This is a genomic window from Mycobacterium sp. IDUB_5 (genome assembly GCF_055419565.1).
Genome location: NZ_JBVAXX010000001.1, coordinates 373,411 through 390,364 on the forward strand (window position 1 = coordinate 373,411; position 16,954 = coordinate 390,364).

The window sequence follows — 16,954 nt, forward strand, 5'->3', positions numbered from 1 at the left end:
TCGCGAGGTTTCGCGCCGACGGGCGCGGTGTGTGAGACTACGACGACGGTCGGTCGGGGGTTGAGATCATGACGCACACAGGACTGTCGTCTGTGTTGTCGATGCTGCACGGTCGGGCCTCGATGCGCCCCGACGGCACCGCGTTCACCTTCACCGACTACACCGATGACCCGGCGGGCCGCGCGCAGACGCTGACCTGGTCGCAGCTGTCGCGCCGCACGATGAGCGTGGCCGCGGAGATCGCCGCGCACGGCGCCACCGGCGATCGCGCGGTGATCCTCGCACCGCAGGGTCTGGAATACATCCTGGCGTTCCTCGGTGCGATGCAGGCGGGGCTCATCGCCGTGCCGCTGCCGCTGCCGCACCGGGGTTCGAGCCACGACCGCGTCAGCGCGGTGTTCGACGACACCACACCCGCGGTCGTGCTGACCACCTCGGCCGTCTCCGCCGATGTCCGCGACTACGTCGAGCAGTCACGGCTGGACACTGTTCCCATACTGCTGCACGTCGATGCCATCGACCCGCACGCCCAGGGCGCGGTGTTCAGCCCGCCCGCAGATCCGCCGGACACCGCCTATCTGCAGTACAGCTCGGGGTCGACGCGGCTGCCGACCGGCGTGATGATCTCGCACCGCAACCTTTCGGTGAACTTCGAGCAGTTGATGCGCAACCTGTTCGCCGGGCGGGACACCACCGGCCTGACGATCGTGTCGTGGCTGCCCTTCTACCACGACATGGGCCTCGTCCTCGGGGTGTGCGCACCGATCCTCGGCGGCTTCCCCGCTGATCTCACCAGCCCCGTCGCGTTCCTCGAGCAGCCGGCCCGTTGGATTCGTGCGCTGGCCCGCAACGAGCGTGCGTTCTCCGCAGCGCCGAATTTCGCGTTCGAGCTGGCTGCCCGCAAGGTCACTGACGCCGATCTCGCCGGGCTCGACCTCGGCCGCGTGCTGGGGATCATCAACGGCGCCGAACGTGTCGATCCCGCTACGCTCGAGCGCTTCTCGGATCGGTTCGCGCACTTCAACTTTCGAGACAACATGCTGCGACCCTCCTACGGCCTGGCCGAAGCCACCGTGTTCGTCGCATCGGGGGTCTGGGACGACTCCGCGGACGTGGATCGGTTCGACACCGATGCGCTGTCGGCCGGCCGGGTCGAGCGGTGCGGGTTGGGCGGGTCGGCGCTGGTCCGTTACCAGCTGCCGTCGTCACCGGTGCTGCGCATCGTCGACACCGACACGGGCGTCGAATGTCCGCCCGATGTGGTGGGTGAGATCTGGTTGTGCGGTGACAACGTGGCTGCCGGCTACTGGAGTCGCTCCGCCGAAGAGCAGCAATGCTTCGGGGCGGCCATCACGGCGCCCTCGGCCGACACGCCCCCGGGGCCGTGGCTGCGCACCGGCGATCTCGGATTCGTCCATGACGGCGCGCTGTTCATCGTCGGCCGGATCAAGGATCTGCTGATCATCCGCGGCCGCAACCACTATCCCGAGGACATCGAGGCGACCGTCCAGGAGATCACCCGTGGCCGGGTCGCGGCAATCTCGGTTCCGGTGAACAGCACCGAAAAACTCGTCACTGTGATCGAACTCAAGAAGCCAGAAGATTTGCATGAGGTGAAAAGCACTGTGACTTCGGCGATTTCGACAGTGCACGGGCTGAGCGTCGAAGACCTCGTGCTGGTGCCACCCGGCTCGATCCCGACGACGACGAGCGGCAAGGTGCGACGCGCGGCCTGCGTCGAGCACTACCGGACCGATCAGTTCGAGCGATTGGACGCCTGAGTGTCGCAACGAGAGAACAACGGGGCCCATCCGGGAGTGACCGTGCGCAGAGCGCTGGCATCGATCACCGCATTCATCACGGTCGGGGTGGCGGGTGGTGTGGGCCCGGGTATCGCGAGTGCGGATGAGCCGCCACCGCCGCCGGCCCCACCCGGCACACCGGTGCTGGGAACGCCGGGCCGGGCGTACGCCCTCGGTGGCGCCCATGTCCTCGGCATCCCGTACGACGAATACATCATGCGCACCGGCGCCGACTGGTTCCCGGGGCTGGAACGTCAGATCGTGGACTACCCCGCCGGGCAGGTGCAGGGCCACACCCTGGAGCGGTTGTTCCCCGGTATCGGCGCGTTCGGTGAGCGCTTCGTTCCGGGTCTCGGTCTCGACGGCCCGAGCATCGGCGAGTCGGTCGACATCGGCACGCCCAACGTCGTCAACGCGGTACGCCAAGGTGGCCGCGGCACAGCGATCGGGCTGTCCGAGGGTGCGATGGTGCTCAACGACGTCCAGGCCAAACTGGCCTACGATCCCGCCGCCCCGCCACCGGATCAGCTGAGCTTCGCGATGTACGGCGATCCGGTGGGCAAGCACGCGTTCGGCGAGAGCTTCCTGACGCAGAACTTCCCCGTCGGCAGCGTGGTGCCGTCCCTGGATTACCGCATCCCGGCGCCGGTGGAGAGCCAGTACGACACCTATCAGTTCGTCTCGGCCTACGACAGCATCGCGGACTGGCCCGACCGGCCGGACAACTGGATGTCGGTGGCCAATGCGATCGTCGGGCTGGCCACCGGGCACACCGCGGTCGCGTTCACCACGCCGAGCAACGTCCCGCCGCAGAACATCCGGACGACCGTGAACTCTCGCGGCGCGAAAACGACCACGTTCATGATCCCCGAGGAGCACCTCCCTCTGGTGTTGCCGTTCAAATACCTCGGGGTGGACAAGAAGACCTTGATCGAACTCGACAAGGTGCTCCAGCCCTACGTCGACGCCGGATACTCCCGCAACGACGATCCGGCGACCGCGCCGATCACGGTCGACCCGGTGAACGGGTACGACCCGGCGGCGGTGACAGCTCCTGCGACCCAGGCGGCGTTCGGCGGCGGCTCCGATCCGGTGTCCCAGCTGCTGGCCGGGTTGCAGTACGTGGTGAACCACCAGGGCTGAAGCCCCGCTACAGCCCCGCCAACCCGACCACGACGAGGACACCGCCGACGGCGGCCACCAGCGCGGCGACAGCCCGCCGGCCGCCCGCTCGGATACGTTCGTGCACCGACATCAGCGTGGCCCGCGTGCGCTCCGGGGCGACCAGGTAGGCCAGCAGGGGCAGTTCCACCAATGCGAACGCCACCACGTTGAACATGATTAGCGCACCGAGTTGCACGGACGCTTCGGCGCCCGAGGTCACGATCAGGGCCAGTGCCGCAAGGTAATCGACCGACGGCAACGCGATGCCCAGGCCGGCGGCACCGGCGATCCACAGGGAACGCCCGCCCAGCAGGCGCCGGACGCGGGCGATGACGGGTCCGTCGGTGGCCGGGAGCCGGCCGATCACTCCCACTGCGATCAGCGCCGCATTGGTCAGCACGATGGCGCCCACGATGATCTGTACGACGGGCAGGGTGAATCGCGCGGAATCCAGCGCGGGCCGCAGGACGAAGAGGACCGCCACCCCCACCACGGTGCCCATGAGGAATCCGCCGGTCAGGAACGCCAGCAGTTGCAGCGCGGGTCGCGGGCGGTTCACCATCACGACCGTCATGCCGATCCGGAACGGCTCGAGGCTGACCGCGAGAGCCATCAGCAGGAGCGGAATCCACATGATGGCGTCAACTTACCGTGGGGTTGTACTCAGCCGGATTCTCATCGTGGCGTCGCGTCGCGGCCACGTGTGAAGATGGGAGGGATGAGCAGACGACACGCGGACATGGATCTCAGTCCATCGTCGCTACGGGAAGCGTTCGGCCATTTCCCGACCGGTGTCATCGCGATCGCGGCGGAGCTGGACGGCACCCGGGTCGGGTTGGCGGCCAGCACGTTCGTGCCCGTGTCCCTGGACCCGCCGCTGGTGTCGTTCTGCGTGCAGAACACCTCGACCACCTGGCCGAAGCTCGTCGAGGCGCCCTACCTGGGTATCAGCGTGCTCGGCGAGGCGCACGACGCGGCCGCGCGCACTCTGGCCGCGAAGACGGGAGACCGGTTCGCCGGGCTCGAGACCGCATCGACCGAGCGTGGTGCGGTGTTCATCGAAGGCACCAGCGTGTGGCTGGAGAGCTCCATCGAGCAGCAGGTGCCTGCCGGCGACCACACGATCGTGGTCCTGCGGGTCAGCCGGATCACGGTGCATCCGGAGGTGGCGCCCATCGTGTTCCACCGCAGTACGTTCCGTCGGCTGGGCGCCTGACGGCCGTTCAGGGACGAGCGCTCAGTTCCTCGCGATAGTGCCGCACGCGCTGGTCGAGTTCGGCGGCATCAGCCGTCCGGCCCTCCCGGCGCGCGAGGTCCGCTCGGCTGCTGATCTCACGGATTGCTGTTCGAATGTCGTTGACACTCAACGGTTGATGTAAAGACACGGCGCTGCCTTTCGACGCTGACTGGCTGCTGGCTGCGAGCGTACCCCCGCGGAGTGGGCTGAACCAGGAACCGTGCTAGGGATTCATCTGGTAGACACCGTCGTAGGCAGCCACCTCGTCCCAGATCCTGTCGAAGCGGGCCGAGTCGGTGACGGGTTTGCGGATCGCCGAGAGCGCCCACGCCTGCTGCGTCTCGGTCGAGCTGGGTTTTCCGTGCAGCGCGACGGCGTACGCCGAGAAGTCGCGAACCATCACGTCGAAGATCTGGTCGGTCAGGTCGGCGTCGAGACCGGTCAGTTCGGCCTGCTCCAGGATCAGCTGGCCGTAGACCACGAGCGAGAAGAGGTGGCCGACGACGAGAACGAAGTCCAGGTCGCTCTGCTGGGCCGCATCAGGCGCCGCGGTGGTCAGGAACTTCTTGAACGCGGTCACCTGTTCGTAGAACCGGCCCACGTTGGCGATGCCGACATTCCGCTCGTAGACCGGCACCCAGTCGGCGAACTGCACCTTCGACGCGCCACGGGCCGGGCCCTGCGACCAGAAGAACACGTCGTCGGCCGGGTCGTCGCGGGTGCCGATCTCGGGATAGGAGGTCGGGTTGAACATGTAGTTCGGCATGAACTTCAAGATCTGCGCGACGTTGACGTGCACGGTGCCCTCCAGCCGCGGCAGCGCACCGATGAGCCGGACGACCTGACTGAAGTAGGTGTTCTTCTCGAACCCCTTGGCGGCCAGGATATCCCACAACAGCGTGACGACCTTCTCGCCTTCGGAGGTCACCTTCGACTTGGTCACAGGGTTGAACAGCAGGTACCGGCGGTCCTCAGGGCCCGCGCTGCGGAAGTAGTCGATGGCGCGGTCGCTGAACAGCTTCATCGCCAGGATGCGGGCGTAGGCGTCGACGAAGCTGGCCCGCACGTGCGGGAAAATGGTAACCGGGTTGCCGTAGAGGATGCGGTTGTTGGCGTGGGTGATCGCCTCGTAGAAGGCGTGCTCGCACATGCCGATCGAGCCGCTGCACAGGTTGAACTTGCCGACGTTGACGGTGTTCAGCGCGGCCGAGAACGCGTCGGGCCCGGTGACCAGGATGTCCTCGTCGTAGACCGGGTAGTCGTGCAGCGCGAACGTGCTGACGAACATCTGGCCGTGCACGACGTTGCCGATCAGCTCGTAGTTCTCGTGCGAGCTGTCGACCACGAACCAGACGTAGCCATCGCTGCCGTCGACATCAGTGCGCCGCCCGAACACCGACACCATGCCGGCCACGTTGCCGTTGCCGATGTAGTACTTCTCCCCGGACGCCCGGAACAGCACGCCCTCGCTGTCGCCATCGGCCGCAGGAGTGAGCACCATGTCGGTGTTGTAGATGTCGGCGCCGTGTTCGCGCTCGGACAGCGCGAAGGCCATCACCTCACCGGCCTCGAGCTGCGCGGCTGCCTTCTCCTTGGCTTTGACGTTGTCGCTCTGCCAGATCGGGCCGAGGCCGAGGATCGTGACCTGCTCGGCGTACCAGTAGGACAGCCCGTAGAAACCGAGGATCTCGCTGAGCACGGCATTGCGCGAGGTGTCCCACCGCTTGTCGGGGTCGCCGCCGGCGAACTCCGAGGGCGTCAGGAACGTCGCGAACAGCCGCTCGCGCTTGACGAAGTCGAGGAAGTCCGACACCCAGGCCGCGTCGAGGTCGTCGCGCAGCAGCCGCGTCTTGCCGCGCTCCTCGAACCAGTCGATCAGTGCCTGCAGCTGGCGGCGCGACTCCGCATCGAGGCGGTCGGAGTCGAAGGTGTGAGGGTTGAGCAGACGCGCAATCGGCATGCGTGCCAACGTAGCGCCCCCGGCTGCCGCTCAGGCGTGAACGTCGCGAAGACCGACGGCGTTGCGCAGCCCGGTGCAGTTCACGCAGCCCACGCACCCGATGCAGCCGTCGCAGCTGACACATCCGACGCAGGCTCGGCAGCGCGCACAGTCCACGCACGCGAGGCACGCCAGACAGCCTCGGCAGGCGATGCAGAGCACCGCCAGCACGCACCCGGCGATGGCCGCGCTGCCGGCTGTGGCGATGGAGCCGGCGACGCCCGCGCTCCCCGCGGTCCCTATCGCTCGTACGACCGCAGCGCTGCCGGCCGTACCCACCGAGCCGACGACGCCGACACTGCCCACGGTGCCGATGGAACCCGCGACGGCGGCGCTGTTGACGGTCCCGATCGACCCGGCGACGGCCACGCTGTCCGTCGTCGAGATCGACCCCGCGACAGCCCGGCCGTCGGTCACGTCCGGGGCTACTTCCGCCTGAACAGCTTGTTGCCGAGCCACACCACCGGGTCGTACTTGCGGTCTGCCGCACGCTCTTTCATCGGGATCAGCGCGTTGTCGGTGATCTTGATGTGCTCGGGGCACACCTCGGTGCAGCACTTGGTGATGTTGCAGTACCCGAGGCCGTTCTCCTCCTGGGCCTGCTCGGCACGATGACCGTGTGTGTCGAGCGGATGCATGTCCAGCTCGGCCTGGCGCATCAGGTACCGCGGGCCGGAGAACGCCAGCTTGTTCTCCTCGTGGTCACGGTTGACGTGGCAGACGTTCTGGCACAGGAAGCACTCGATGCACTTGCGGAACTCCTGCGACCGGTTCACGTCCTCCTGTGCCATCCGGTACTCGCCCGGCTGCAGATCCTTCGGCGGCGTGAACGACGGGATCTCCCTGGCCTTCTCGTAGTTGAAGGACACGTCGGTCACCAGATCGCGCATCACCGGGAACGTCCGCAGCGGGGTCACCGTGACGGTCTCGTCCTCGCCGAAGGTCGACATGCGCGTCATGCACGCCAAGCGCGGACGGCCGTTGATCTCCACCGAGCACGATCCGCACTTGCCGGCCTTGCAGTTCCAGCGCACCGCGAGGTCACCGGTCTGGGTCTGCTGCAGGCGATGGATGATGTCGAGCACGACCTCGCCCTCGTTGACCTCGACGGTGTAGTCCTTCAGTTCCCCGCCGGAGGCGTCGCCGCGCCAGACACGCATCTTCGCGTTATAGGCACCCATGGTCAGCCCTTCCGTTGCGGGTGTTCGAGGAGTTCGTCGTCGGTGTAGTACTTCTCGAGCTCGGAGAGTTCGAACGTCTCCAGCAGGTCCGGCCGCATGGTGGGCTGACGCTCCTTGGTCACACCGACGTTCGGCACCACGGGATCGTCGCCGTCGCTGGAGCAGACCAGCAGGTGGTTGCGCCAGCTGGCGTCCATCGTCGGGAAGTCGTCGCGGGTGTGGCCGCCACGGCTCTCGGTGCGGGTGATCGCCGACTTGGCCACCGACTCGCTGACCAACAGCATGTTGCGCAGATCCATCGCCAGATGCCAGCCCGGGTTGAACTTGCGCTCGCCCTCGACCTTGACCCGCTTGTACCGATCGCGCAGCTCAGCCAGCTTGTCGAGTGCCTCCTGCATCTCGTCGGCCTTGCGGATGATGCCGACCAGGTTGTTCATCGTGTCCTGCATGTCCAGCTGCAGCGTGTACGGGTTCTCCGGCGCCGAGCCGTCGGCCGGACCGTCGAACACGGCCAGCGCCATGTCCTTCGCCGTGTCCAGCGCGTCCTGCCTCACTGTCGGCCGTTCGGACATCGCGCGCACGTAGTCGGAGGCGCCCAGTCCGGCGCGGCGGCCGAAGACCAGCAGGTCGGACAGCGAGTTGCCGCCCAGCCGGTTGGAGCCGTGCATCCCACCGGCGCACTCACCGGCGGCGAACAGCCCCGGCGTCGCGGCCGCGCCGGTGTCGGGATCGACCTCGATACCGCCCATCACGTAGTGACAGGTCGGCCCGACCTCCATCTCGTCGGTGGTGATGTCGACCTCGGCCAGCTCGATGAACTGGTGATACATCGACGGCAGACGGCGCTTGATCTCCTCCGGTGTCATGCGAGAGGCGATGTCGAGGTACACGCCGCCGTGCGGAGTGCCGCGGCCTTCCTTGACCTCGGTGTTGATCGCGCGGGCCACCTCGTCGCGGGGCAGCAGGTCAGGGGTGCGGCGCGCCGAGTCGTTGTCCTTGAGCCATTGGTCGGCTTCTTCTTCGGACTCGGCGTACTGGCCCTTGAAGACGTCGGGGATGTAATTGAACATGAACCGCTTGCCTTCGGAGTTCTTCAGCACTCCGCCGTCACCGCGCACGCCCTCGGTGACCAGGATTCCCTTCACCGACAGCGGCCAGACCATGCCGGTCGGGTGGAACTGGATGAACTCCATGTTGATCAGCTTCGAGCCGGCCCGCAGCGCCAGCGCGTGCCCGTCCCCGGTGTACTCCCACGAGTTCGAGGACACCTTGTAGGACTTGCCGATTCCGCCGGTGGCGAGCACCACCGCGGGTGCTTCGAACAACACGAAGTCGCCGGTCTCGCGGTAGTAGCCGAACGCGCCGGCAACCTTGCCGTTGTCGAGTATCAGCTCGGTGATCGAGGTCTCGTGGAACACCCGGATGCGCGCCTCGTAGTCGCCGAGTTCGCGCTTGTCCTCCTGCTGCAGGGAGACGATCTTCTGTTGCAGCGTGCGGATGATCTCCAGGCCGGTGCGGTCACCGACGTGGGCCAGGCGCGGATAGGTGTGGCCACCGAAGTTGCGCTGGCTGATCTTGCCGTCCTTGGTGCGGTCGAACAATGCACCGTAGGTCTCGAGTTCCCACACCCGGTCGGGTGCTTCCTGGGCGTGCAGCTCAGCCATCCGCCAGTTGTTCAGGAACTTGCCGCCGCGCATGGTGTCACCGAAGTGCACCTGCCAGGAGTCCTTGGTGTTGACGTTGCGCATCGCCGCCGCGCAGCCGCCCTCGGCCATCACCGTATGAGCCTTGCCGAACAGCGATTTGGTCACCACCGCGACGCGCAGACCCCGTTCCCGGGCCTCGATCACCGCGCGCAGTCCGGCCCCGCCGGCCCCGATGACGACGACGTCGTATTCGTGGCGTTCCAGTTCCGCTTCCTCCGAAGCCATTAACCCTCACTCGTCCTTGATCAAATGAAAAACTCTGTGGGACAGGCTGATTCAGCCGACAAACCGCAGATCGGGAAGCGTGCCGCTGGCCACCAGCATGATGTAGAAGTCGGTGAACATCAGCGTGCCCAGCGTGATCCAGGCGTAGAGCTTGTGCCGGGTGTTGAGCTTGCTGATCTGCGTCCACATCCAGTACCGGACCGGGTGTTTGGAGAAGTGCTTGAGCCGGCCGCCCGCGACGTGACGGCACGAGTGGCACGAGATCGTGTACACCCAGAGCATCACCACGTTGATCACGAGGATGACGTTGCCGAGGCCGAAGCCGAAGCCGCCGGGACCGTCCTCGGAGTGGAAGGCTTTGATCGCATCCCAGGTGTTGATGACCGAGATGAGCGCGGCGATGTAGAAGAAGTAGCGGTGCAGGTTCTGCAGGACCAGCGGGAAGCGCGTCTCGCCGGTGTACTTCGCGTGCGGCTCGGCCACGGCGCAGGCAGTCGGCGATTGCCACACCGAGCGGTAGTAGGCGCCGCGGTAGTAGTAGCAGGTGAGCCGGAACAGCAGCAGGAACGGCAGCGACAGCAGCGCGTACGGCAGTAGCGACAACGGCCCCGACGTGGGCAGGATCTGCGGCCAGAACTCGCTGGCCTCGCCGCAGGCCTTGCTCAGACACGGTGAGTAGAACGGTGTGAGGTAGTGGTACTCCGCGACGAAGAAGTTGTCGCGCATGAACGCACGCACCGTCGCGTAGATGATGAACGCGGCGAACCCCAGGTCCGTGACGATCGGCGACTTGAGCCAGTTGTCGGTACGCAAGGTGCGCGCCGCGATCTGGGCTCGGCCTGGGGAGAAGACGCCGGTCGCTTTGCGGTCGGCGGTGGGTGCGCTCACATTTCCCTCTCGATGAAGTTTTCCGGGCAGACCTGTCCGGTCGGCCCCGAGCTCAGCGGGTTCCGCCGAGGCCCTCGTCGTCGACGCCCCGCCAGAAATCGGTGTCGTACTGGGTGTCCGGAATCGCGATGCGTTCGCCGGCGTGATGGTGCCGGGACAGACCGCGCGCGAGTTCCAGTTCCTCGGCGTCGATATCGAGGCGATCGATATCGTTGAGGATGCGTTCGGCGTCGTTGACGATGCGACGGGTGGCAGGGCTGTCCCCGTATCGCGACGCCAGCGTTGTCACGCATCGCCGGAGATTCCCGATCAGATCGTGAAGTTCGGCGAGCTCGGTGGTGCTGGTGGACAAGTGACCTCCTTGGGCTGAAGGGTGTCGTGCATCACAGTACGCACTCGATGCTAGCCATATCACCCGCCTCGAGGGTGAGACAGATCACTTTGATGACATGGAGGTAACAATGGCGCAGGACATTCTCAAGGGCCGTGCGGAGCAGTTGCTGGCGCTTCACCGGCCCGGTGATCCGGTGGTTCTGCCGACGGTGTGGGACGCGTGGTCAGCGGGTCTGGCGGCCGACGCCGGGTTCGCGGCGTTGACCGTCGGCAGCCACCCGGTGGCCGATTCGGTCGGCAAGGCCGACAACGAGGGCATGACCTTCGACGATCTGCTCACCCGGGTCGCCCAGATCACCGCGGCGACGGAGTTGCCGGTGTCGGTCGACATCGAATCCGGCTACGCCGAAGCGCCCGAACGGCTCATCGAAGGATTGCTCAGCGTCGGGGCGGTGGGCCTCAACATCGAGGACACCGTGCACAGCGAGGGTGGCCGGCTCCGCACCCCGGAAGAACACGCAGACGTGGTCGGGGCGTTGCGCGCAGCGGCCGACGCGTCGGGAGTGCACGTCGTGGTCAACGCGCGCACCGATCTGTTCCTGCGTCAGGACGGCGACGAGTCCGATCGGGTGGACCGCGCGATCGCCCGGCTGCGGCTGGCCGCCGACGCCGGAGCCGACGTCCTCTACCCGGTGGGACTACACGCCCCGGAGACCATGACGCGGCTGACGTCCGAGCTTCCGCTTCCGGTGAACGCGATCGGCGCCCCGGACAAGGCCGATCCTGCGTCGTACGGTCCGCTCGGCGTGGCGCGCATCAGTTTCGGGCCGTTCTGGCAGGCGGCTCTTGCGGAGCGTGCGAAGGAGATCCTGGCGCGCTGGCGCTGACGTCAGTCGGTCTCGACGACCAGGACTTCGGTGTTGGCCTTGCGTTTGACGATGCGAGGCACCGAGCCGACGAGCCGGCCGACCATCGAGTTCAGGCCCACGCTGCCCACCACGAGGAGGTCGGCACCGACCTTCTCGGCCAGGTCGATGAGCGCATCGGCGGGCGCCCCTTCCACCGCGCGTTCCTCGACGGTGCTGGCGCCGGCGTTGCGGGCCCGCGCGGCAGCGTCGCGCAGCAGTCCGTAGACGGGCGCGTCGCCCTCGGTCCGGTAGGCCTCACCACGGGGCTGATCGGGGTCCGGTCCGGCGGCGTCGTGGCGTTTCGGCACGTGCGCCGAGGCGATGATCAGGCGTGCCCCGGACTCCGCTGCCAGCGCCGCCGCCTTGTCCACGGCGCGCAGAGAGGTGTCCGAGCCGTCGGTGCCGACGACGATGGTCTTGTACGAGGTCACGTGATGCCCCTTTCCCTGGCGTCCATCGAGCGTACAAGTGTTCACTCGACTTCTACCCCGGAATGGGCCGACGCGAACCGACCTCAGCGGTGGACGTCGGTGATCGCGATGTCGATCTCGACGCCGGCGACGTCGCCGACGACCTCGGTGATCGCCGTGACGGCTTGCGTGCGGACCCGTTCTGCCGTGGCGGCCAGGTCGACGCCGTAGCGGCCGCTGACCTCGATGCGTACGGCTCGTAGCGCAGCGTCGTCGACCGCGACGCCGATGTCGACCAGCTTCACGTCGGGAAGCGACCGCACGCCGCGCGCCACGGTGGCGCGCACCACGAGATCGCTGACCTCGATGCGGCCCGGCGCCTGGCCGGGACGGGGATCGACGACGGCCACCGGCCAGCCGGATCGGGGGGTGGCGCGCACGGCCTCGATGACCCGCCGCTCGATGGCCGGCCAGCCGCGCTCAGGCGCGGCGCGCAGTTCCCGCGATGCCCGGGCCAGCACGTCGTAATCGCCTATCGCCATCGTTGCAGCCTCTGTTGCAGGGTGGTTCGTGCGCGGTGATGATGCCCCCGTGCTCCGTCGGGGCTCAGACTCAGGATCGTCCCTATCTGCGGGAAGGTCAATTCTTCGACCTCGCGCAGCATCCAGACAGCCCGCTGTCGTGGCGGCAATTCGGCCAGCGCTTCCTCCAACGCGCCGAGGAACTCGGTGTTCGACAGGGTGGTGAACGGGTCCGAGGCAGCCGACGGGTCGGCGGGGTCGAGGAGCCGGTCGTCGAGGGGGATGGCCCGCTTCACCCGGTGCGAATCGGCCACCTTGCGCGAACAGATGGCGAACAGCCACGTCCGAGGGCTCGAATCGCCGCGAAACCGCTCGATCTGACGCCACGCGGCGACGAACGTCTCCTGCACGATGTCCTGCACGGCAGCTTCGTCGCGCGTCATCCGACGGGCGTAGCGATACAGTGCGGGCCCGTGCCGGCGGATCAGGGTCTCGAAGGCACTGCGGTCCCCGGCGGCCGCCGCGGCTGCCAGGTCGCGGTCGTCGACATCTATCTCGACGTCATCCTCGACCAGGGGGTCGCCGGCAGACATCGTCTGAAGTGATCCTCTCGACTATCCACAACGCGAAACGGAATGACGCCGCGAGCCTAGCCATCTGCGTGACCGCGATGTGGCCGGTGACACATAAGTCAGGGATTCGGATCGGCCGTCGCTGCGCGACCTACTGGTGAGAGCATCACAGCAACGCCGAGGAAGGCAGGACAGCCATGAGCACGGAACGCGGAAAGACGACGATCGCCGACACGGTGGTCGCGAAGATCGCCGGCCTGGCGGCGCGGGAGGTCAACGGGGTGCACGCACTGGGCGGCAGCGCGACCCGCGCGGTCGGCGCGCTGCGGGACCGCATCCCCGGCGCCTCGGTCAATCACGCCCAAGGCGTGTCGGTCGAGGTCGGCGAGAAGCAGGCGGCGGTCGACGTCGACATCGTGGCCGAATACGGGGTGTCGATCAACGATCTCGCGTCGGGCATCCGCCGTAACGTCGTCGCCGCCCTCGAGCGGATGACCGGCTTGGAGGTCGTCGAGGTGAACATCACCGTGCACGACGTCTTCGTCGAGGGCGACATCACGGCAGACAACGCTCCCGAGAACCGGGCGCGCACCTCCGACGATCTGCGCGTCGTATGAGCGCCCGCGAGGCCGCAGACATCGTCGCCGACGTCGTGTTGGGCACCCCGGGAGTCGTAGGTCTGCACCCTGGCATGTTCGGCGAGGTCGGCACCTACCTGCCGGGACGGCGGGTGGACGGTGTGCGGCTCGGCGACACCGACATCGATGTCCACCTGAGCGTGCGGGAAGGTGCGCCGGTGCGTGATACCGCGGCCGCGGTCCGCGAGGCGGTGGCCCGTGAGTTCCCCGGACAGGCGGTCAACGTGACCGTCGAGGACGTCGTCTCAGTCGACAGCGCCGCAGTGGACTGACGCTCACAGCGGGCCTCGCGGCCCGGTGAGCACACCGTGATGGGCCCTTCACACGGCAGAACACGGCGGCAATATGTGCTTCCTAGCGTGGCCGCATGGCAACTTCACGCGTCGTGGTCGTCGGCCACGGCATGGTCGGCCACCGATTCGTCGAGGCATTGCGGGCTCGAGACTCGGCCGATCAATGGCAGATCACGGTGCTGGCAGAGGAACTCGACGCCGCGTACGACCGGGTCGGCCTGACGGGATACACCGAGCACTGGGACCGCCCCCGACTTGCGTTGGCGGGCAACACCTATGACGGCGACGAGCAGGTGGAGCTGCGGCTCGGGCAGCGCGTCGTTGCGCTCGACACGGCCGCGGCCACCGTGATCACCTCCGACGGAGAGCGATTCGGCTACGACGCGCTCGTGCTGGCCACCGGTTCGTACGCCTTCGTGCCGCCGGTGCCGGGCCATGATCTGCCGGTCTGTCACGTGTATCGCACACTCGACGATCTGGACGCGATCAAGGCAGACGCGATGCGCGCAGCAGCCGCCACCTCCGGTGACGCCGACGGCGTCGTCATCGGAGGCGGCCTGCTCGGGTTGGAGGCCGCCAACGCGCTGCGCGGCTTCGGGATGACACCGCACGTGGTCGAGATGGCACCCCGGCTGATGGCCCAGCAGCTCGACGAGGCCGGTGGTGCACTGCTGGCCCGCATGATCGGCGAACTGGGTATCGCCGTGCACGTCGGGGTGGGCACCGAGCGCATCGAAGCATCAGATGCCGGGGCGCGGGTCACGCTCAGCGACGGCACCGTCGTCGACGCGGGTGTGGTGATCTTCGCCGCAGGTGTGCGGCCGCGTGACGAGCTGGCGCGCGAGGCCGGGCTGGCGATCGCCGAACGTGGGGGAGTGCTCACCGACACGTCCTGTGCCACACGGGACCCGCGTGTCTTCGCGATCGGCGAGGTTGCTGCCATCGACGGCCGGTGCTACGGCCTCGTGGGGCCGGGATACACCAGCGCCGAGGTGGTGGCTGACCGATTGCTCGGTGGTGCAGCCGAATTCGGTACGGCCGACATGTCGACCAAGCTCAAGCTGCTCGGTGTGGACGTGGCGAGCTTCGGTGACGCGATGGGCGCCACGCCGGGTTGTCTCGAGGTCGTGGTCAACGACGCGGTGGCGCAGACCTACGGCAAACTGGTGCTCTCCGACGACGCCCGCACGCTGCTGGGCGGCATCCTGGTCGGCGACGCGTCGGCCTACGGGGTGTTGCGCCCGATGGTCGGCGAGCAGCTGCCCGGTGACCCCATGTCCTTCATCGTGCCGGTCGGAAGTGACTCGGGCGCCGCATCTCTCGGTGTCGCTGCGCTCCCGGATGCAGCACAGATCTGCTCGTGCAACAACGTCACAAAGGGTGATGTCACCGCCGCCATCGGCTCAGGCTGCTGTGACGTAGCCGCGCTGAAGTCTTGCACCAAGGCGGGCACCTCGTGTGGGTCGTGCGTACCGCTGCTCAAGCAGCTGCTCGAAGCCCAGGGGGTCGAGCAGTCCAAGGCTCTCTGTGAGCACTTCGGCCACTCCCGGGCGGAGCTGTTCGAGATCGTCAGCGCCACCGAGATCCGCACCTTCTCGGGGTTGATCGAGAAGTTCGGCAGCGGAAAGGGTTGCGACATATGCAAACCCGTCGTCGCGTCCATCCTGGCGTCGACGAGCAGCGATCACATCCTCGACGGGGAACAGGCGTCTCTGCAGGACTCGAACGACCACTTCCTGGCCAACATCCAGCGCAACGGCAGCTACTCGGTTGTGCCGCGCGTGCCCGGCGGTGACATCACGCCCGAGCACCTGATCCTGATCGGCGAGATCGCCCGCGATTTCGGTCTGTACACCAAGATCACCGGGGGTCAGCGCATCGACATGTTCGGTGCGCGGGTCGATCAGCTCCCCGAGATCTGGCGGCGGCTGGTCGAGGGCGGTATGGAATCCGGCCACGCGTACGGAAAGTCGCTGCGCACAGTCAAGAGCTGCGTCGGAAGTGACTGGTGCCGCTACGGGCAGCAGGATTCGGTGCAGATGGCCATCAATCTGGAGCTGCGCTACCGCGGCCTGCGCTCACCGCACAAGATCAAGATGGGTGTGTCAGGGTGCGCCCGCGAATGCGCGGAAGCGCGGGGCAAGGACGTCGGTGTCATCGCCACCGAGAACGGGTGGAACCTCTACGTCGGCGGCAACGGCGGAATGACCCCGCGCCACGCGGAGTTGCTCGCGAGCGATCTCGACGACGAGACGTTGGTGCGCTACATCGACCGCTTCCTGATGTTCTACATCCGCACCGCGGATCGGTTGCAGCGCAGCGCACCCTGGGTGGAGGAGAAGGGACTCGATCACATAAGGGATGTCGTCTGCGACGACTCCCTGGGTCTGGCAGAGGAATTCGAGGCCGCGATAGCCCGCCACGTCGAGGGCTACGCGTGCGAATGGAAGGGCGTGCTCGACGATCCCGACAAGCTGGCGCGTTTCGTCTCGTTCGTCAACGCCCCCGGCGTCGAGGACCCGACGGTCACGTTCACGAAGAATGCGGGGCGCATGGTGCCGACTCCGCTCGGTGTACCGAAGGTGGTTCAGCGGTGACAATTCTCAGTGACATCAGCACGGTCGATGTCTGGACGACGGCCTGCGCCTACGACTTCCTGCTGCCCAATCGCGGTGTCGGGGTGCTGCTGCCCGACGCAGCGCAGGCCGCACTGTTCCGCCTCGATGACGGCACCCTGCATGCGGTCGGCAACATCGACCCGTTCACCGGCGCGGCGGTGATGTCGCGGGGAATCGTCGGTGACCGGGGCGGGCGCGTCACCGTGCAGTCCCCACTCAAGAAGCAGGCCTTCGCCCTCGACGACGGGATCTGCCTGGACGATCCGACCTACGAGCTGCCCGTCTATGCCACCCGCGTCACCCCAGACGGTGACGTCCAGATCGGCACTCCCCCCGCGGATCCCACCGCGGAATAGCATTCCCGGCTGCAGTTCAGGCGATTTCACAACCATGGCTTCTCGCTGGCGAACAACAGACTAGGGACTTTCGGCCCGCGACACGGCCGCGAAAACTACCTAC

At 67.0% G+C, this 16,954-nt stretch carries 18 protein-coding genes; 8 read left to right on the forward strand and 10 right to left on the reverse strand.

Annotated elements, in window-relative coordinates:
* Positions 1-68: 68 nt before the first annotated feature.
* Both ACZY1G_RS01785 and pe read left to right on the forward strand, forming a co-directional pair.
* Positions 69-1,781, forward strand: coding sequence for an AMP-binding protein (locus ACZY1G_RS01785; protein WP_463813320.1), 1,713 nt, complete (start codon positions 69-71; stop codon positions 1,779-1,781).
* A gap of 42 nt (positions 1,782-1,823) precedes the next feature.
* Positions 1,824-2,945 carry an acyltransferase PE gene (pe, locus tag ACZY1G_RS01790; protein WP_463813321.1) on the forward strand — a complete coding sequence of 374 codons (1,122 nt, stop codon included), beginning with the start codon at positions 1,824-1,826 and terminating at the stop codon, positions 2,943-2,945.
* Positions 2,946-2,952: 7 nt separating this feature from the next.
* Here the strand turns inward: pe and ACZY1G_RS01795 are convergent, their stop codons facing one another.
* Positions 2,953-3,600, reverse strand: a complete 648-nt coding sequence (locus ACZY1G_RS01795; RefSeq protein ID WP_463813322.1) for a GAP family protein — start codon at positions 3,598-3,600, stop codon at positions 2,953-2,955.
* 105 nt (positions 3,601-3,705) lie between these two features.
* Between ACZY1G_RS01795 and ACZY1G_RS01800 the strand changes: the two genes are divergently transcribed.
* On the forward strand, positions 3,706-4,182 hold the full coding sequence (locus ACZY1G_RS01800) for a flavin reductase family protein (RefSeq protein WP_463814808.1): 477 nt from the start codon (positions 3,706-3,708) through the stop codon (positions 4,180-4,182).
* Positions 4,183-4,426: 244 nt separating this feature from the next.
* Here ACZY1G_RS01800 and ACZY1G_RS01805 read toward each other — a convergent pair whose 3' ends face one another.
* The 6 genes from ACZY1G_RS01805 to ACZY1G_RS01830 are packed head-to-tail and all read right to left on the reverse strand — an operon-like array spanning position 4,427 to position 10,554.
* Positions 4,427-6,163: an acyl-CoA dehydrogenase family protein gene (locus ACZY1G_RS01805; protein WP_463813323.1), complete on the reverse strand. Its 1,737-nt coding sequence runs from the start codon at positions 6,161-6,163 to the stop codon at positions 4,427-4,429.
* A gap of 30 nt (positions 6,164-6,193) precedes the next feature.
* On the reverse strand, positions 6,194-6,571 hold the full coding sequence (locus ACZY1G_RS01810) for a hypothetical protein (RefSeq protein ID WP_463821777.1): 378 nt from the start codon (positions 6,569-6,571) through the stop codon (positions 6,194-6,196).
* A gap of 56 nt (positions 6,572-6,627) precedes the next feature.
* Positions 6,628-7,383: a succinate dehydrogenase/fumarate reductase iron-sulfur subunit gene (locus tag ACZY1G_RS01815; protein ID WP_046361589.1), complete on the reverse strand. Its 756-nt coding sequence runs from the start codon at positions 7,381-7,383 to the stop codon at positions 6,628-6,630.
* Between the two features lie 2 nt (positions 7,384-7,385).
* A complete protein-coding gene (locus ACZY1G_RS01820) occupies positions 7,386-9,314 on the reverse strand; it encodes a fumarate reductase/succinate dehydrogenase flavoprotein subunit (RefSeq protein WP_463813324.1) in 1,929 nt (642 codons plus the stop codon).
* Between the two features lie 51 nt (positions 9,315-9,365).
* Entirely contained in the window at positions 9,366-10,202 is an 837-nt protein-coding gene (locus ACZY1G_RS01825) for a hypothetical protein (protein WP_463813325.1), read from the reverse strand.
* Positions 10,203-10,254: 52 nt separating this feature from the next.
* On the reverse strand, positions 10,255-10,554 hold the full coding sequence (locus tag ACZY1G_RS01830) for a hypothetical protein (protein WP_463813326.1): 300 nt from the start codon (positions 10,552-10,554) through the stop codon (positions 10,255-10,257).
* Positions 10,555-10,663: 109 nt separating this feature from the next.
* Here ACZY1G_RS01830 and ACZY1G_RS01835 point away from each other — a divergent pair, with 109 nt between their 5' ends.
* Complete coding sequence (locus tag ACZY1G_RS01835; protein ID WP_463813327.1) at positions 10,664-11,422, forward strand: isocitrate lyase/PEP mutase family protein; 759 nt, start codon at positions 10,664-10,666, stop codon at positions 11,420-11,422.
* 2 nt (positions 11,423-11,424) lie between these two features.
* On the opposite strand, the gene ACZY1G_RS01840 is transcribed toward ACZY1G_RS01835, so the two are convergent.
* The 3 genes from ACZY1G_RS01840 to ACZY1G_RS01850 form a co-directional block, all read right to left on the reverse strand.
* Positions 11,425-11,874, reverse strand: a complete 450-nt coding sequence (locus ACZY1G_RS01840) for a universal stress protein (RefSeq protein WP_463813328.1) — start codon at positions 11,872-11,874, stop codon at positions 11,425-11,427.
* An 83-nt stretch (positions 11,875-11,957) separates the two neighbouring features.
* Positions 11,958-12,395 carry a hypothetical protein gene (locus tag ACZY1G_RS01845; RefSeq protein WP_463821439.1) on the reverse strand — a complete coding sequence of 146 codons (438 nt, stop codon included), beginning with the start codon at positions 12,393-12,395 and terminating at the stop codon, positions 11,958-11,960.
* Positions 12,386-12,967: an RNA polymerase sigma factor gene (locus ACZY1G_RS01850; RefSeq protein ID WP_463813330.1), complete on the reverse strand. Its 582-nt coding sequence runs from the start codon at positions 12,965-12,967 to the stop codon at positions 12,386-12,388. Before ACZY1G_RS01850 ends, ACZY1G_RS01845 begins: the two co-directional genes overlap by 10 nt.
* 176 nt (positions 12,968-13,143) lie before the next feature.
* Here ACZY1G_RS01850 and ACZY1G_RS01855 point away from each other — a divergent pair, with 176 nt between their 5' ends.
* The 4 genes from ACZY1G_RS01855 to nirD all read left to right on the forward strand — a co-directional run bounded on the left by ACZY1G_RS01855 (position 13,144) and on the right by nirD (position 16,851).
* A complete protein-coding gene (locus tag ACZY1G_RS01855) occupies positions 13,144-13,563 on the forward strand; it encodes an Asp23/Gls24 family envelope stress response protein (RefSeq protein WP_463821440.1) in 420 nt (139 codons plus the stop codon).
* On the forward strand, positions 13,560-13,856 hold the full coding sequence (locus tag ACZY1G_RS01860) for an Asp23/Gls24 family envelope stress response protein (RefSeq protein WP_463821441.1): 297 nt from the start codon (positions 13,560-13,562) through the stop codon (positions 13,854-13,856). Before ACZY1G_RS01855 ends, ACZY1G_RS01860 begins: the two co-directional genes overlap by 4 nt.
* Before the next feature lie 95 nt (positions 13,857-13,951).
* Positions 13,952-16,474 (forward strand): nitrite reductase large subunit NirB, encoded by a 2,523-nt coding sequence (nirB, locus tag ACZY1G_RS01865; RefSeq protein ID WP_463821442.1) that lies wholly within the window; start codon positions 13,952-13,954, stop codon positions 16,472-16,474.
* Positions 16,471-16,851, forward strand: a complete 381-nt coding sequence (gene nirD / locus ACZY1G_RS01870) for a nitrite reductase small subunit NirD (RefSeq protein WP_463813334.1) — start codon at positions 16,471-16,473, stop codon at positions 16,849-16,851. Before nirB ends, nirD begins: the two co-directional genes overlap by 4 nt.
* The last annotated feature ends 103 nt before the right edge of the window (positions 16,852-16,954 follow it).

What these genes read in the sequence shown, in the direction of transcription:
- ACZY1G_RS01820 (WP_463813324.1), bottom strand. Translation starts at nt 9,314, where the DNA reads ATGGCTTCGGAGGAAGCGGAACTGGAACGCCACGAATACGACGTCGTC.
- nirB (WP_463821442.1), top strand. Translation starts at nt 13,952, where the DNA reads ATGGCAACTTCACGCGTCGTGGTCGTCGGCCACGGCATGGTCGGCCAC.
- ACZY1G_RS01785 (WP_463813320.1), top strand. Translation starts at nt 69, where the DNA reads ATGACGCACACAGGACTGTCGTCTGTGTTGTCGATGCTGCACGGTCGG.
- ACZY1G_RS01815 (WP_046361589.1), bottom strand. Translation starts at nt 7,383, where the DNA reads ATGGGTGCCTATAACGCGAAGATGCGTGTCTGGCGCGGCGACGCCTCC.
- ACZY1G_RS01800 (WP_463814808.1), top strand. Translation starts at nt 3,706, where the DNA reads ATGGATCTCAGTCCATCGTCGCTACGGGAAGCGTTCGGCCATTTCCCG.
- ACZY1G_RS01845 (WP_463821439.1), bottom strand. Translation starts at nt 12,395, where the DNA reads ATGGCGATAGGCGATTACGACGTGCTGGCCCGGGCATCGCGGGAACTG.
- ACZY1G_RS01795 (WP_463813322.1), bottom strand. Translation starts at nt 3,600, where the DNA reads ATGTGGATTCCGCTCCTGCTGATGGCTCTCGCGGTCAGCCTCGAGCCG.
- ACZY1G_RS01850 (WP_463813330.1), bottom strand. Translation starts at nt 12,967, where the DNA reads ATGTCTGCCGGCGACCCCCTGGTCGAGGATGACGTCGAGATAGATGTC.
- ACZY1G_RS01860 (WP_463821441.1), top strand. Translation starts at nt 13,560, where the DNA reads ATGAGCGCCCGCGAGGCCGCAGACATCGTCGCCGACGTCGTGTTGGGC.
- ACZY1G_RS01835 (WP_463813327.1), top strand. Translation starts at nt 10,664, where the DNA reads ATGGCGCAGGACATTCTCAAGGGCCGTGCGGAGCAGTTGCTGGCGCTT.
- ACZY1G_RS01855 (WP_463821440.1), top strand. Translation starts at nt 13,144, where the DNA reads ATGAGCACGGAACGCGGAAAGACGACGATCGCCGACACGGTGGTCGCG.
- ACZY1G_RS01805 (WP_463813323.1), bottom strand. Translation starts at nt 6,163, where the DNA reads ATGCCGATTGCGCGTCTGCTCAACCCTCACACCTTCGACTCCGACCGC.